The sequence below is a fragment of the Paraburkholderia sp. UCT31 genome, assembly GCF_014397655.1.
Taxonomy (GTDB): domain Bacteria; phylum Pseudomonadota; class Gammaproteobacteria; order Burkholderiales; family Burkholderiaceae; genus Paraburkholderia; species Paraburkholderia tuberum.
Window position 1 is genome coordinate 147,172 of the sequence record NZ_VZQP01000004.1, and the last position, 14,016, is coordinate 161,187.

General features: G+C 58.5%; 15 protein-coding genes and 1 pseudogene. 10 read left to right on the forward strand and 6 right to left on the reverse strand.

The features are described 5' to 3' along the window. Positions 1 to 25: 25 nt before the first annotated feature. Both F6X40_RS04145 and F6X40_RS04150 read right to left on the reverse strand, forming a co-directional pair. Complete coding sequence (locus F6X40_RS04145) at positions 26 to 1,180, reverse strand: acyltransferase family protein (RefSeq protein WP_184074451.1); 1,155 nt, start codon at positions 1,178 to 1,180, stop codon at positions 26 to 28. After that, positions 1,180 to 2,166, reverse strand: a complete 987-nt coding sequence (locus tag F6X40_RS04150) for a sterol desaturase family protein (protein WP_262421361.1) — start codon at positions 2,164 to 2,166, stop codon at positions 1,180 to 1,182. Before F6X40_RS04150 ends, F6X40_RS04145 begins: the two co-directional genes overlap by 1 nt. Before the next feature lie 162 nt (positions 2,167 to 2,328). Here F6X40_RS04150 and F6X40_RS04155 point away from each other — a divergent pair. The 4 genes and pseudogenes from F6X40_RS04155 to F6X40_RS04170 form a co-directional block, all read left to right on the forward strand. Continuing rightward, positions 2,329 to 2,694, forward strand: a pseudogene (locus F6X40_RS04155) (transposase); the annotation flags it as partial. Positions 2,695 to 3,042: 348 nt separating this feature from the next. Further along, on the forward strand, positions 3,043 to 3,489 hold the full coding sequence (locus F6X40_RS04160; RefSeq protein WP_187626917.1) for an SRPBCC family protein: 447 nt from the start codon (positions 3,043 to 3,045) through the stop codon (positions 3,487 to 3,489). Positions 3,490 to 3,806: 317 nt separating this feature from the next. Further along, positions 3,807 to 3,983 (forward strand): hypothetical protein, encoded by a 177-nt coding sequence (locus F6X40_RS04165; RefSeq protein WP_184005448.1) that lies wholly within the window; start codon positions 3,807 to 3,809, stop codon positions 3,981 to 3,983. 10 nt (positions 3,984 to 3,993) lie between these two features. Further along, positions 3,994 to 4,173 (forward strand): hypothetical protein, encoded by a 180-nt coding sequence (locus F6X40_RS04170; RefSeq protein WP_187626918.1) that lies wholly within the window; start codon positions 3,994 to 3,996, stop codon positions 4,171 to 4,173. Positions 4,174 to 4,424: 251 nt separating this feature from the next. On the opposite strand, the gene F6X40_RS04175 is transcribed toward F6X40_RS04170, so the two are convergent. Next, entirely contained in the window at positions 4,425 to 6,059 is a 1,635-nt protein-coding gene (locus tag F6X40_RS04175) for an NADP-dependent glyceraldehyde-3-phosphate dehydrogenase (protein WP_316251786.1), read from the reverse strand. A 1,016-nt stretch (positions 6,060 to 7,075) separates the two neighbouring features. On the opposite strand from F6X40_RS04175, the gene F6X40_RS04180 reads away from it, so the two are divergent. From F6X40_RS04180 to F6X40_RS04190, 3 genes are all read left to right on the forward strand, one after another. Continuing rightward, positions 7,076 to 7,516 (forward strand): hypothetical protein, encoded by a 441-nt coding sequence (locus F6X40_RS04180; RefSeq protein WP_187626919.1) that lies wholly within the window; start codon positions 7,076 to 7,078, stop codon positions 7,514 to 7,516. A gap of 22 nt (positions 7,517 to 7,538) precedes the next feature. Beyond that, positions 7,539 to 8,627: a hypothetical protein gene (locus tag F6X40_RS04185; protein ID WP_187626920.1), complete on the forward strand. Its 1,089-nt coding sequence runs from the start codon at positions 7,539 to 7,541 to the stop codon at positions 8,625 to 8,627. Positions 8,628 to 8,736: 109 nt separating this feature from the next. Continuing rightward, positions 8,737 to 9,042, forward strand: a complete 306-nt coding sequence (locus F6X40_RS04190; RefSeq protein ID WP_184074453.1) for an acylphosphatase — start codon at positions 8,737 to 8,739, stop codon at positions 9,040 to 9,042. Positions 9,043 to 9,066: 24 nt separating this feature from the next. Here the strand turns inward: F6X40_RS04190 and F6X40_RS04195 are convergent, their stop codons facing one another. After that, on the reverse strand, positions 9,067 to 9,882 hold the full coding sequence (locus F6X40_RS04195; protein ID WP_187626921.1) for a class I SAM-dependent methyltransferase: 816 nt from the start codon (positions 9,880 to 9,882) through the stop codon (positions 9,067 to 9,069). Between the two features lie 301 nt (positions 9,883 to 10,183). On the opposite strand from F6X40_RS04195, the gene F6X40_RS04200 reads away from it, so the two are divergent. Together F6X40_RS04200 and F6X40_RS04205 are read left to right on the forward strand one after the other, a co-directional pair. Next, positions 10,184 to 10,456: a hypothetical protein gene (locus F6X40_RS04200; protein ID WP_184005456.1), complete on the forward strand. Its 273-nt coding sequence runs from the start codon at positions 10,184 to 10,186 to the stop codon at positions 10,454 to 10,456. Positions 10,457 to 10,573: 117 nt separating this feature from the next. After that, the gene (locus F6X40_RS04205) at positions 10,574 to 10,903 is read left to right on the forward strand and encodes an NIPSNAP family protein (RefSeq protein ID WP_187626922.1); all 330 of its coding nucleotides are present in this window, start codon (positions 10,574 to 10,576) and stop codon (positions 10,901 to 10,903) included. A gap of 84 nt (positions 10,904 to 10,987) precedes the next feature. Here the strand turns inward: F6X40_RS04205 and F6X40_RS04210 are convergent, their stop codons facing one another. Together F6X40_RS04210 and F6X40_RS04215 are read right to left on the reverse strand one after the other, a co-directional pair. Further along, positions 10,988 to 11,434: a type II 3-dehydroquinate dehydratase gene (locus F6X40_RS04210; RefSeq protein WP_090810774.1), complete on the reverse strand. Its 447-nt coding sequence runs from the start codon at positions 11,432 to 11,434 to the stop codon at positions 10,988 to 10,990. Positions 11,435 to 11,438: 4 nt separating this feature from the next. Continuing rightward, on the reverse strand, positions 11,439 to 12,782 hold the full coding sequence (locus F6X40_RS04215; RefSeq protein ID WP_410452383.1) for an MFS transporter: 1,344 nt from the start codon (positions 12,780 to 12,782) through the stop codon (positions 11,439 to 11,441). 127 nt (positions 12,783 to 12,909) lie between these two features. On the opposite strand from F6X40_RS04215, the gene F6X40_RS04220 reads away from it, so the two are divergent. Next, positions 12,910 to 13,695 carry an IclR family transcriptional regulator gene (locus tag F6X40_RS04220; protein ID WP_187626923.1) on the forward strand — a complete coding sequence of 262 codons (786 nt, stop codon included), beginning with the start codon at positions 12,910 to 12,912 and terminating at the stop codon, positions 13,693 to 13,695. The last annotated feature ends 321 nt before the right edge of the window (positions 13,696 to 14,016 follow it).

Genomic DNA, 14,016 nt, shown 5'->3' on the forward strand with positions numbered 1-14,016 from the left:
GCTGCCTCTCCCCGCCTTCTGACGATCATTCGAGGGTCGGCGACTTCGTGATTCGGACCGCGGGCGCCGGTACGAGATATCGCCCCCCCGGCACGGCGGCGGCGATATGCAACGCGCCGGTTTCGATACGGTCTAGCAAGCCGCGCAGTTTCAGGGCACGCTTTTCGACGCCATGCCACGACATCATTGCAAAGAGAAGTGTGAGGGCGAGGGAAATCGGAAAATGAACGTACCAGGTGAGGGCGGCCGGGGCAAGCATCGCGGCCACAGTTTGCTGTATCGGGAAACCGTAAAGAAAGATGCCGTATGAGTAGTCACCGCTTGCGACAAAGCGGTGGCGTCTTGGTTGCGTGAGTCCGAGAAAGACGGTCAGATAGGCGGCGGGCAGCGCCGCGAAGTAATCCGCGCCGCGAACGGATAGGCAAATCACTGCGACGAGGCCAGATAGCACACAGAGCCATGAACTCCAGACGATCCGGTTGCGGAACTGGTACGCGCAAACGCCATAGAAGAAACAGAGAACGAGCATCGGTCCGTGTACGGTCATACCAGCCGAACCGGAACGGTGCGCAAGCGCAACGAGTAAGACGTTCGCACCAATCGATGCGGCGAGTAAAAGATGCGGTCGTTGTGCCATGCCGGCATACGACGCAATAGTCAATGCGACGTAACAGGCTAGTTCGAACGGTAACGTCCACAATTGCTGATTGATCGCATCCGGCCAAGGATTGTTGGCGAACATACCTGGCAGCGCGAAATGGACGTCTCCGAGAATGTTCAGGAAGTACGCCCGGAACTCGGGATCAGTGAAATATTGATGAAGTGGAAGCGTGGTAAAGAACGGCCCGATCAGCAATGCGGCGATCAGCGTGTCGACCGCCAATGCGGGTAGCAGCCGCAGTACCCGCAGCCCGCAGAAGGAAACGATCGTGCGGCAACGTTCGAAGCTGCCAGCAACCAGGAAACCGCTCAGAGCGAAGAACATTGGCAAGATTAGCGCGAGCGGTGCTCGTGCAGGCCCGGACCATACCGCTTGAGTGAACTTGTGACCATAACAGACGTTAATGGTGTGGCTCGCGACCACGAGGACGGCGAGCACGAGACGCATGTAGTCGAAACCCGATGGCCTGTTTTTCGCATCGGCAAGCCGCGATCCGAGTGTCGTTGCGAGTGGGGACATCACTCCGTCCTCCGTGGGGATGGGTCTTGTACAGCGGTGGCGGGTAGCCTGACGGTGAATGGCATCAGCAGATAATCAACCAGACCGTCAGGTTCATCAGTGTAGTCAAGACCGACCTCGGGCCATTCGCCTTTCTTCGGGAAGTGTGCGGTCCGAAACAATACGTCCCATAAGGTCACGACTGCAGCGAAATTTCGGTTGTAATGGCGCAACTCGACTGAATGATGAATTCGATGAAATCGATTGTCTGGGAACAGATAGGAAATCGGGCCAAAGCTGATGCGTGTATCGGCGTGCTCGAAGGTGCCCTGAATGAGTATCACCATGCCAATCAACGACCATAGGAATGGAGGATGGAAGTCGATCAGTAGTGCCATTGGAAGCGTGACAACGAGGGGACGGAGCAACTCCTCCGATACATGCATATTGCAGTTCCACACATTCATCTCGCGAATCGAATGGTGGACCTGGTGGAACCGCCATAAGAAACCGAACGTATGCTGCGCGCGATGGAACCAGTAGTACAGCAAATCACCAATCAGTATCGCCCCAGCGATAGCAAGGGCGATGCCGGTGGCGCGCCAGACTGGCCGCGGCGAATCCAATACGCCGTCAAGCGATATCGAGAAAAGCGGTCGGATATGCAGTGCGACGATCACAGAATGATAAAGTTCGAAGAAAAGCCCACCTATAAACAAATAACAAATGTGAAACAGAATGCCGCGCGCGCGTGATGCAAACGACACCTTGCCATACGGCAGCATTATCTCGACGGCGACGCAGAGAATAGAGGCAACAGCTACGCGCTCTCCCGCACGCAAGGTATGAGCAACATAAGTCAACACATCGAACGTTTGCATCTTTTTTCCCGATTCGAGATGTGGAGCTTCTTCGAATGCTGTGCTGCACAACGCTGCCATGAGGATGAGGATAGTGGGACACGGGTGCTCTCGGGGGCGCATCACACCGTCAGTTTCGGCCATCATTCAGCGGGTATTCCCTAATCGTAATACGAATTATGTTTTATGGCCGTACGTAAACGGCGGTTTCAAGGTCGAAGCGCAACGGCGGATTTAATGTTTAGAGCGTTGAGGTTGAGCTGCTGAAGCAAGTGTTGCGGCAAAGACCTCGAATGGCGAATGGAAGGCGCGTTTGATCGTTTCGTGACGGTCTACGCGGCGAAATATCCGAAGGCAACGGAAACGTTGAAGACGGACCGGGAAAGCCTGCTGGCGTTTTACGACTTCCCGGCTGAGCACTGGCAGCATTTGCGGACCACGAATGCGATTGAGTCGACGTTCGCGACGGTGCGACACCGTACGACGCGCACGCGCAACTGTGTGTCGCGACCAACCTTCCTTGGTCTGGCATTCAAGCTGATCGAGGAAGCCGAGAAAACCTGGCGCCGCGTCAACGGGCCCGAAAAGATCAAGCTGTTGCTGGAAGGCATTGCCTTCAGGGATGGCGAACCGGTGAAAGACGATCAACCGGTTCAGCAGAAACTCGCCGCCTGAAGTCCCTGCTCATCAAGTTGCCTATACACCATGCATGGACGCCCCCGGCTTGCCACGTTCTCGTTTGGAACGGATTGAAGGTAACGATTGCAGCCATGCATCCGGACTTCAATGGCGGCGTAGGCCGGCGGTCCCTGATGCGTTGCAATCATCGATCCTCTAAAAAGGACGGGGACGCTATGGCGACCGGGGACGCTTCGACCGCAACGCAGTCCGTATGGGGCGATATACCTGTTAAACGAGTGTCAACCGTCTACGGGTTTTGCCTGGTCTCGTGCGTGTCGATTCCCGCAACGCGGGCGCGTCGTGACAGTATGTCCAACCCCTCCAGTGAAAGGCACACTCATCATGGCTACCGGAACCGTCAAATTCCACCGTGTCTTGCGCACGACGCCCGAGCGTATCTATCGCGCGTTCCTCGAACCCGCCGCGATGGCGAAATGGCTACCGCCGTATGGCTTCATCTGCGACGTGCATCAGATGGATCCGCGCGTCGGCGGCACCTACAGGATGTCGTTTCATAACTTCGGCTCGGGCAAGGGGCACTCGTTCGGCGGCGAGTACGTCGAACTGGTGCCGTTCGAAAAGATCCGCTATTCGGACCATTTCGACGACCCGAATGTGCCCGGTCAGATGCACACGACCGTTTCGTTGCGGCAGGTGTCGTGCGGGACCGAACTGAACATCATGCAGGAAGGCATCCCTGAGATGATTCCGGTCGAGATGTGTTACCTCGGCTGGCAGGAGTCGCTCGCGCAACTGGCGAAGCTGGTCGAGCCGGAGATTGCGGACTGACATTCAATAACAGCCGCTTGCTCCGCCATCGAGCAAGTGACCCGATGGCACTTTATTCTCCCCGCCAAACGACCGTCCAGTGTTCAACCGCTTCGCGACGGATTGAATGCTATTCCGCGAGGTTTTCCGATTGGGCGCCGCCGAATCTCCGTTGCGGCGAGGCGTTCTCATCGTTGGCATTGTTTAAGCTTGAATTAAGCCACGCTACGTACTCTTCGGACCGAAGCATGAGACGACAACGGCCCGACGGGGCGCATTCTTTCCGTCGAGGTATGAGCGCGACAACTCGGGGCATTCCCAGACAGAAAGAGGTTGAGATGATGTACTTGATTACCGACCTGAAAATGGTCGAAAGCTACGGTCGCATCAAAGCTGACAGCGGCGATGATGCGCTGCATGAGTTTGCGGTCAGCGAGGGCTTCCTCGACCTGATGGAGTTCGCCTCCGCCCGGCCCGCGTTCGCCAACGACTTGCTCGCTGTTCAACTGCAATAAGGAGACTGACGTGGCCATGACTTTGGGGCAGGCGCTGGTGCACGCCGAGCAGCTGGAAGTCTACGGTGTGATTTCCAGGGCGTCGCAGGCGCTCATCCGGCTGATGCAGGAATACCGAGCCGTAGTCGGTGTGGAACAATACGAGCAGATTATCGAGCAACCGGGCTTGGCTCATCCGGACCGGCAGTGACCCGCTCCGCGCATCCTGCACCAGGGAAAAGCGTTGGGTCGATGCATGAAGCAGCGCCATAGGACGTCGCAAATATTCGTCGCTTTTAAACCTATGCTTTTCGACGGGCATCGACTGGCCGGACGTCGTGCGAAATCGCCCCAACTGACGAATGGACCCTTTCACTCAACCATGCGCACGATGCGCTGACCTTTACGGCATCGCGCGCTGAATCTCCGCACCGGGACTCGAGCTCGATACCCATCGAGCCGCTAAAAGATAAAACCGGTGTTCACGAACTTCGAGTGATGATTCGTGACCATCGTATCGAGCAGCGTCTTGTTCAGGTCGGTCTCCCTGGCCGCGACCATGGAGCGAATCGAGAACGCGCGCAACGCATCGGTGACCGATAGCGTACCTTCCGCAGAATCCTTGCGGCCGGCAAATGGAAAGACGTCTGGGCCTCGCTGGCACTGGCTGTTGAGATTGACGCGGCACACCTGATTGACGAGCGGGTCGACCAGCGAGCCAATTTGGGCAGCGTCGGTGCCGAAAATGCTGACCTGCTGACCGTGGTCCGAAGTGATGACATACTCGAGTGGTGTATCGATGTCATCGAACGGCACGACTGGGATGATCGGTCCGAACTGCTCCTCACGATAGAGCATCATCCCTTCCTTCACGGGGTACACCACGGCCGGATAGAAAAGAGTTTTGCAGAACACGCCACCACCTTCGTTCACGACCGCCGCGCCTTTCGCTTTCGCATCGTCAATTGCCTGAGTCATGTAGGCCGTGCGATGCATCCCCGGCAGCGGTGTAATGGACACACCCTGTTCCCACGGCATGCCCACCTTGAGATTTTTGAGCGCTGCGTTAAAGCGCTGAAGAAACGTATCGACGATCGAGCGGTGCACCATCAATATCTTGAGCGCTGTGCACCGTTGACCATTGAACGACAACGTACCGAGCAGACATTCCTTCACGGCGAGGTCTATGTCGGCGTCAGCCAACACAATCGCGGCGTTTTTGGCGTCAAGGCCTAGAACGGCGCGTAGCCGATGCGACTTTGGGTGCTGTTTTTTCAGGTGGTCTGCAACCTTGCTTGAGCCGATGAGGGCAAGCACGTCGATCTTTCCTGAGGCGAGCATGTGTGGCACCACCACCGCACCCGGTGCATAAATCGTGTTGACGACGCCTTTCGGGAAAGCAGAGCGGAAAGCCTCGAGCAGTGGAAAGAACAACAGCGTGCCATATTGGGGCGGCTTGAACACGACGGTGTTGCCCATCAGCAATGCGGGAATGAGCGTCGCGAACGTTTCGTTCAGCGGATAGTTGTAAGGCCCCATGCACAGCACGACGCCCAGCGGGGTGCGGCGAATCTGGCCGATGGTGCCCTCGGCGATGACAAAGCGCGAGTTGCTGTTGTCTAGCTCCTTGAGCGCCGAGATAGTGTCTTGCATATAGCTGATGGTGCGGTCGAACTCCTTCTGCGAATCGACAAGGCTCTTGCCGATTTCCCACATGATCAGATTCACGATCTCATGGCGCCTGGCCGCCATGAGACGAATGAAGTCTTGCATGCAGCCGATGCGCTGCGCGACTGTCATCGTTGGCCACTCACCGCGGCCGTGATCGTAGGCTCGCACGGCCGCGTTCAGCGCGGCATCGCTCTCGACCTCGCCCATGACCGGATAACTGCCAATTACGACCTGTTCAGCGTCGCCGGAGGCTTGTCGCACGCAGACTGGCGACTGCACGCTCTTGCAGGCGCCATCCCATGCCTTCAGTTCTCCGTCGACGAGCGAGACGCGCTGATGAATCGGCTCCGCGAGGCGGGCGGAATCGGGAATATCGTCGGTGACTGGAAACAACTGCCAGAGGTTCTCGAAGTCAATATTTGCCACGTTTCGCTCCTATGTTCGTGCAGTACGCGGTGGCCCGCCAGGTGTTGGGGATTGCTCGAACGCAATCAATGCGACCGTGCCTACCCGCTGGTGACGTAACGGTACCTGTCGGACCGATCATTGGGTCGTGCGCAAGCGACTGTGCCGGTGTTTGGTGGCTGTGCTTCGCGGCGGGCGCAAGACACAGAGAGAAGCATAGCTAATGGCAGAGAACAGAGTTGAAGACGAACCGCGTTCAACACCTGATGAACGGTGAAGTCGGTTCCGACAGTGATATCACGTGGCGCGGCGCGGCACCGCCGAGCTTGCGGGCGAGCTTAGTCAGCAGCTGCGGAAATGTCCTCGTAACCGGATTCGAATAGATTCGTCATCGTGGTCTGCAGTTCGACCAACGGCGTAGCGGTCACTGCGGTCGCTACCCCGTCGGATTTCGGAAGCAGTCCGGCGAATGCCGCCATTCCCGTCCCGTATGCTGTTAGGAGTAAGGTGGCAGCAAGTACGGCTGCACTGCCGCGCAGCGCTTGCTTGGGAGCGACGTCCGCAAAACATCGCATCATGGCTATCTCCGGTTGACGCAGTTTCTGGATGCAAAGACCGTGCCGACGGAGGGGCTGTCAGGCAAGCGTGCCGCTAACGGGCTGCGTAGGCGTTGAATGCTCGCGTGACAGTGGCGACTTGGACTCGGTGGTGGGACTCGCCCTACACTTTGACCGGGCAGCGACGGTCCGAAACCAACATTTCGCTGCGGAGAATTGCGCCCGCACGTTCCTGAACATTGCCCGGCAAGCGTTCAGGGATTGTCCTGTGCCGCTCGCTTGACCAACCGTATGTGCGAGGCAGCGAGGAACCCGGCGATAGTTCACTTGTTGCGAAGTCCACGTGACACTTCTGCGGCGTGCGCACCGATATACTGTTTCCTCCTACCGAACAGCTGTACTAACATCGAGTAACGGTTCGAGCATTGACGACCGGGCGGGGCCGGGGAGGCGAGTGTGTTTTCCCCTTGGAGAGCCAGGATGAAAGAAAACTCATCTCGTGAAATCGTCGAACTGCTGACAAAAGTGGTCGGGCGCAGCGCCACGCATGTACCTAGGGGGCGGACCCGCCGCAGTGCCTCAATAGCGATCGACCGGCTTGAAGAGATCAAACGGAACGCCGCGTTTGCTCGCCAATACGAATCAGCACCGGAACCGCTACGCGAATTGGTGATGAGGCGGGCCGTAGAAGTCCACGACCTGGCGATTGCACGAGATTACGCGAGCGCCCTCAATGCCCTCAGTGCGGTTGTCGATTTCCTCTATCAGCATCTTGTAGACGACTCCGGCTCAGCAACGCCGCCGAGCAAACTGGCAAGCATCGATTTGAATGCGGTTCACCGGGCTCTTCAATTCGGAGGTCTTCCGGGACAGTCGCAGCAGGACCCAGATGACGACAACCCACCGCCAGTGCGTCGCTGAACTTCCCAAGGGATAATCTCCGATGCTCTCGGGCCTATCGAAACTGCTGGACAAAGCATTTATCCTCGGCTTCTTTTTGCCGGCCCTGCTTGGCTTTACAGGCTTTCTCGCGGCAAACGCCGATATCCCGCCATTTTGCGATTTGCTACACAAAGCGACCTCGGACAGCGACAAGGTTGGAAGCCTGTTCTCTTTCCTCATCATCGTATGGGTCCTATCGCTGATCCTGTTGGTATTGAACAACTGGTTTTATCAGGTCCTCGAAGGATACAAATGGCCATTCAATCGCGAGGCCTGGAAGCGCAATGAGCGAAATCGCCGCAATCGTCAGCTGGACCTCATAGAACGCCTCCGTACGGAACTCGCTACAGAGAACAGTACAATCGAGCGGCTTAAAGCCTCAAAGGAATCGTTGGAATACAGAAAGGCTGAATCGAACCGAGCCACCGTAAGGGCGAGGCTGTACCGCAACCAGGAGCGGAACGCCCGTGATTTCCCCCGGTATGAAAATCTCGTTCTTCCTACGGCCTTTGGGAATACGTTGCGTGCATTCGAGGGTTACTCGAGCGAAGTCTATAAGGTTGACAGCATATTCGTATGGCCGCGTCTTCTTGCAGTCATCCCAAAGGACTATCAGGCAATCATTGCGGATGCGAGAGCTCCAGTTGACTTTCTGGTCGGACTCGTCGTTCTGGGTACCTTTACGTCCATCTTTACCTTGGTGCGAGCGATTGACATCTGGCTTGCGGACGGACTGTCCGGTAATGACCTGTTGGCGGATCTTTTTCAGAACGCTGCGATTGCGGCCGCCATTGCGGCAATTGCGTATCGGCTTGCGATTCTTGAGGCAAGAAGCTGGGGCGACGTTGTCAAATCAGCGTTTGACCTTTATCTGCCGGCACTCGCTGAGAAGTTAGGTTTTGTTCTCCCGACGTCCCAGGCCGCACAGCGGGAGTTCTGGGCGGCATGGAGCACGCAGTTCCGCTTCCATGCACCGGCAAATACCGCGTGGTGGACACGTATCAAGCCGGTGACGCCAGCAGCAACGACGAAGGCGGATTGGGAGGCGACAGACTCGGCAGGCGAAAGCGACGAGGTGCGCGGAGGTTGACTGTCGAACCCGCGATTCGTGTCGAGCAGAGCTTTTGCTTCCGGACTGACAGCGACAGCGACCAGAGGCAATTGCGCTGCGTCTTATCCGACCTGGAGTTACGTGCATCATGACGCCACAGTTCGATACCGATTTACGGACCAGACTGGTCAGGGTATATGGTCACGTGCAGGGGGTAGGTTACCGGCAGGCTTGCATCGACGAGGCCACGGCTCGAGGCATCACGGGTTGGGTGCGCAACCGGATGGACGGTTCGGTCGAGGCTGTGTTGCAAGGACACGCTGAAGAACTCGAGCGAATCTGCCATTGGCTGGTTGACGGTGCGCATGCAGCTCTGGTGGACCGTCTTGAAGTCCAGGAACTATCGCCACCAGTAGCCAGGTTCGATGAATTCAAGCTCGCCGCGACGGTCTAGTTGAGTTGAGTCAACCCGCTCGCCCTAAGGCTTGAGTGCGGAAGCCAGAACGCAGCTCATCGGAAGCCGCAGGTCCCCAGTATCGCTGCGATACGCCTCCGCGTCGTGGGCGACGGCCCGTTCAATAGACGCTAGCGCGGCCGGCGTCTGCGCGTGTAGCAACGCGGAAACCCGCACGCCACCACGCAGGAGTGCATGAAAAGGTGTATTGGGAGCACGAAGCACGAGCGTGAGGTCCAACTCCCGCACCTCCGGTTGGACGAACCCGGCATCGAGCGACAGGCGCTTCGATTCCTCCCAATCGCTGAATCGGAAGAAGGGTGGTCCCGGCGGGACGGGTACGTCGGTCGTCCCGTGCTCCTCGATCGCCTTCAATACCATGCCGAAGCCAACCGCCTTGTTCGGTGTCGCCCATACCGTGAAGGCGATTCTGCCGTTAGGTTGCAGTACACGAAACGCCTCCGCGAGCGCGCGCTCGGGGTGCGCAAAGTGCAACATTCCGAAGCTGATCCCCACTGCCGAGAAGCTTGCGTCGGGAAATGGCAAAGCCTCCGCGTCGCCGACGCGGAACTCAAGTGCCGGAAAGACGCGTCTCGCCTTGTCGACCATCGCGACCGAGAAATCCACCCCGGCGACATCCGCGCCGCTGCGCGCGGCGGCGGCCGCGAGGTAGCCCGGGCCGCAGGCGACGTCGAGAAAACGGGCTCCCCGCCGAATGCAGAGGGTTTCGAGCATGGCCTGGTTCGACTGGGCGGTCAAATCACCAAAATACTCATGATAGGCCTGCGCGACCCGCTCCCAACCTTCGTGCTCGAAGGTACTGAAGTCGAGTTGTCCCATGCTTACCCCCGCCGGTTTTACACGTTGGCAACCTTTAGCGCATGCCTATGTTCCTCGTAATCCGTATGTCTGGCTATCGGGGAAACAATCCAGGCGGCGACGGAGAAAGCGAACGAATGTGTGGTGCGACGCACAACCAACGTCGTCTGAAGCCGCCAGACTTTCGCGCGCGTCGGCGCTGGCTGACGCACCCCCACGAACCAATACGCCTGCTTTCTCTCTGGCGCTTCGCATTTCAGCGCCAGGTCGCGAAACGCCTCACTTGCGTTAGACTGGCTCGAGCAACCGGGAGGAGACCTGGATGATACGCAAGACGCTTAATGCCTCGCAGCTTCAGCAGGAGGTCAGTCGGCGAATCCATCGACTGCAGGAAATCGTCGAGGATGGCGTGAAGATTCGCGTGCCGCGGCCGCAATTGCAAGAGGCTGACAAGACAGGCTGCAACTGGAACATGACCCACTTCGGTAACGCGATCGGCTTCGAGCGCGACATCGAGGGCGTACTCAAGGCCATGCGTGCGGAATACAACCTCAGTACCGAAGTGAAGGACACCGGCAACCCTTTCGGGGACTAGCCGCGAAAGTTACAGCCAGCGCGGGTCGCGCGTGAACGCCACCGTCAGCCAGCGGTCCGGGCTCACCGGTAACGCGATCGCCACCAAAACCATGACCTCCAAAGAGAAGGTGTACGCATGAGCACCCGCCCCATCTATCTGGCAAAGCCCCTGTTGGATTTCCGGGTCTACACGATCGCGCTGCGCAAGATGCCCGAGTTTATCGACGTGTTTGACAGGCTCGCCATGCCAATCCTGCTCGAGACGCTTGGACATCCGCTCGGTTTTTGGACCAGTCTGGTCGGGCCGCAGAACCAGTTCACCCACCTGTGGGGGTATGACGATCTGGCAGACTACGAACGACGGTGCCTTGCACGCGATACGCATCCGGATTTCCCCGCCTCTCTCAAGGCATCGGGCCATCTGATCACGGCACAGCAGACACGGCTCATTCGTGCCGCCGCGTAGGATAGCGTCGCAGAGTAAGCCGGTGCTGCGGCCGAAGCGGGCTCCATCGAGGAGCCCGCGTGCTTCATGAATCGAGGAGCCGGCTCAGGTCTGGTTGCCCCACAGATCGTCAATCGCGCGGATTGCTAGCAAGTATCCGTTTGCGCCAGCCCCGCAAATTACCGCGGTAGCCGCCACCGAAATCGTCGAGTGACGATATTCCTCCGAGCGTCGGTGGATGTTGGTGATATGCAATTCCACTACTGGTCGGCGGATGAGCTTGACTGCGTCGAGCACCGGAATCCGACCGAATGAAAAGCCGGCTGGATTGATGATTAGCGCGGCGTCCTGCAAGAACGCTTCCTGGATCCAGTCGATCAACTCGCTTTCGCTGTTCGTTTGTCGGAATACGCAGTCGAACTCGAGGGCGTCGGCCAGCGCGAGGCAGTTCTGTTCGATGTCCTTCAGCGTAGTGCTGCCATAAAGATGAGGCTCCCGCGCGCCCAGCATGTTCAGGTTGGAGCCATTGAGGATGTAGAGTTTGCGAGTCATGGTGTCAGTGTGTAGAAGAGCGTTCCAGGGCCGTGTCTCTGGTTTCCCGGGATATTGCGATCATCAGGAAGGAGATCAGGTTCAGCGAGCCGCAGACCGCTACGATGGCCCAAGGGGAACCGTTAAAGGCATTGAGCAGCGCCACGGCGACGATTGGCATCGGGCCGCCGGTGAGCAGGTTGGCTCCCGAGTACGACAGTGCGGACCCCGTGTAGCGCGCATCGGTCGGAAATGACTCGGCGAACCACACCGGCTGGATGCCGCTCTGGAACTGTGTGAAGCCGAGGAAGGCGCCCATCACGGCCATCGTCATGGCGATCGAGTTCTGGTTGAGAATCGGAAAGTAGATCAGGCAGCAGATCAGCGTGCAGAACGAGCCGATCATCAGCGCACGTTTGCGTCCGATCCGATCGCTCAGATAACCGCCCGCCAGCGCTCCCGCGATGGCACAGACATTCGCAACCATCAGCAGCATGAAACCGGTCTGCTTTGGTACGCCGAGGTGTTTCGTCAAATAGCTGAGCGAGAAAACCACGATCAGATAAAACAGTGCGGCCGGGCCACAGAAGAACAGCGTCAGGCGAAGCGCGGTGCGCCAGTGATATTTGAAAACGGTGCCTAGCGGATTGGCAGCGCGTGTGGGAGCGGCAGTCCTCTTGAGCGCCTCGAAGGCGGGTGTCTCGCTAACCTTCCTGCGGATGTAGATGCCCAGCAGCACCAGCACAAAGCTTGCGAGGAACGGGACTCGCCATCCCCAGGAGTCGAAGTCGTCCGATGAAAGCAACGCGGCCAGTGTAAAGAGCGAGAAGTTGGCGAGAATCTGGCTGAGTGGCGAGCAGAGGCCAAGCAGCCCCGAATACAAACCGCGTCGGTTAGCAGGCGCATGCTCGACCGCCATCAGTTGCGCGCCCGTCGACTCGCCGCCAAGCGCGAATCCCTGGATGATGCGCAGTGTCACCAGCAACGTCGGCGCGAGGATGCCAACCTGGTGGTAAGTGGGCAACAGCCCCATCAGGAACGATGAAGCTCCCATTACCGACACGGTGATAAGCATCAGTTTGCGGCGTCCCCAACGGTCCCCGAGCATCCCGCAGATCACCGCGCCTAGCGGGCGTGCGGCCAGCCCTGCCCAGAAACTAGCCAACGACGCGAGCAACGAGGCGGTCGGGTCCAGCGATGGGAAAAACAGCTTTGGAAAGATCGTGGCCGCGACCACACCATACAGCGCGAAGTCGAACCATTCGAGTGCCGTTCCGACGGTTGCGCCTGCCACCGCCCGACGCGCCATCAAGTGAGCCTGCGCGGACTGTTGTTCCGCGGCAAGGCCTGAATCAGCAAAAAATGACATGTTGTCTCCTGAATTCCTCATATGTCGAACCGTTCGTATCTGGCGACGAACAAGTGCTATTGTTTGCGCTCAGAAAGCGAGGCGTTCCGCACCGGAACTGCATTGCGCATAATGAAAATCACGCGAAATGTCGCTCAAAAACGGCCTGAGAATTCTTGATTTCCTGGCGACGCAAGCCGAAGGCGCGGGTCTTCTGGCGATTGCCGACGCTTTGTCCCTGCCCCGCAGCACGTGCCACCGCGTGCTCGCCGAGCTCATCGAAGGCGGCTATGTCAGGCAACTGGTCGATCACAGCCGCTACATTCTGACAATGCGTATGACGTCGAACGGGCTGGAATTCCTGAGCCTGACGGGCATCGCGGATATCGCCCAGCCGATCATCGAACGCGTCGCTGCGCAGACAGGTGAACTGGCGCGGCTGTCGTTGGTGGACGGCGAAGCAATCATCTGGGTGGGGAAGGCGGACGGACAGCGCATCGGCTTTCGCTACGATCCTGACATGGGCCAGGCAGCACGACTTTCATGCACGTCGACCGGACACGCATGGCTGATGACAATGACTGACGAACAGGCGGCGGCACTGGTTTTGAAGCAGGGTTTTGGACAGCCCAATGAGTTTGGACCCAATGCGCCGACGACGCTCAAGGCGCTGCTGGGCTTCCTGCACGCTGCGCGCGTGCGTGGCTACGCGATGATCGACGAGGTGTTTGCCCCACGCATGTCAGCGGTGGCGGTGCCCGTGGTGAGCGACTCGCGTTGCGTCGGCGTCATCAGTTTGGCCGGTCCGCGGGTGCGGCTGACGACCGAGAAGATTCACGAGTACTCGATGCTGCTGCGCGAGGCGGCGAATGAACTGGCCCAGCTAAGCAATATGGCGGGATTCCCGAGTCGGCCGCCGCTCGGCAAGGGATGACGAGACACAAGTGTAAAGCCGTCCGACCGGCGAACTTCGTCCGCTTCGCGCCGAACTGCGGCCTCCGATACGTTGGCGCAGATGACCGAACGTCTTCCTGTCGGATGCGCAACTAACGGTCGGGCGCCATGCTGCCATCACACTCGGGCTTTGCCCCAAAACCCGCTGACAAAGGCGGCCACGACGACTTGCCGTCGCTGCGTTATGTCTGGTTGGCACCGGGATAGCACGCTTCCATCGAAGCGACTTCGCTTTCGTACAGCAAACACGTCGCTCATCTGCCGTGCGCACAACATGGCGCGCGCGCAAAGCGAAGTGGCC

Excerpts from the sequence above, each read along its gene's own strand:
- F6X40_RS04145 (WP_184074451.1), bottom strand. The coding sequence starts at position 1,180 with ATGTCCCCACTCGCAACGACACTCGGATCGCGGCTTGCCGATGCGAAA.
- F6X40_RS04150 (WP_262421361.1), bottom strand. The coding sequence starts at position 2,166 with ATGATGGCCGAAACTGACGGTGTGATGCGCCCCCGAGAGCACCCGTGT.
- F6X40_RS04160 (WP_187626917.1), top strand. The coding sequence starts at position 3,043 with ATGGCTACCGGAACCGTCAAATTCCACCGTGTCTTGCGCACGACGCCC.
- F6X40_RS04165 (WP_184005448.1), top strand. The coding sequence starts at position 3,807 with ATGATGTACTTGATTACCGACCTGAAAATGGTCGAAAGCTACGGTCGC.
- F6X40_RS04180 (WP_187626919.1), top strand. The coding sequence starts at position 7,076 with ATGAAAGAAAACTCATCTCGTGAAATCGTCGAACTGCTGACAAAAGTG.
- F6X40_RS04185 (WP_187626920.1), top strand. The coding sequence starts at position 7,539 with ATGCTCTCGGGCCTATCGAAACTGCTGGACAAAGCATTTATCCTCGGC.
- F6X40_RS04190 (WP_184074453.1), top strand. The coding sequence starts at position 8,737 with ATGACGCCACAGTTCGATACCGATTTACGGACCAGACTGGTCAGGGTA.
- F6X40_RS04195 (WP_187626921.1), bottom strand. The coding sequence starts at position 9,882 with ATGGGACAACTCGACTTCAGTACCTTCGAGCACGAAGGTTGGGAGCGG.
- F6X40_RS04200 (WP_184005456.1), top strand. The coding sequence starts at position 10,184 with ATGATACGCAAGACGCTTAATGCCTCGCAGCTTCAGCAGGAGGTCAGT.
- F6X40_RS04205 (WP_187626922.1), top strand. The coding sequence starts at position 10,574 with ATGAGCACCCGCCCCATCTATCTGGCAAAGCCCCTGTTGGATTTCCGG.
- F6X40_RS04210 (WP_090810774.1), bottom strand. The coding sequence starts at position 11,434 with ATGACTCGCAAACTCTACATCCTCAATGGCTCCAACCTGAACATGCTG.
- F6X40_RS04215 (WP_410452383.1), bottom strand. The coding sequence starts at position 12,782 with ATGTCATTTTTTGCTGATTCAGGCCTTGCCGCGGAACAACAGTCCGCG.
- F6X40_RS04220 (WP_187626923.1), top strand. The coding sequence starts at position 12,910 with ATGTCGCTCAAAAACGGCCTGAGAATTCTTGATTTCCTGGCGACGCAA.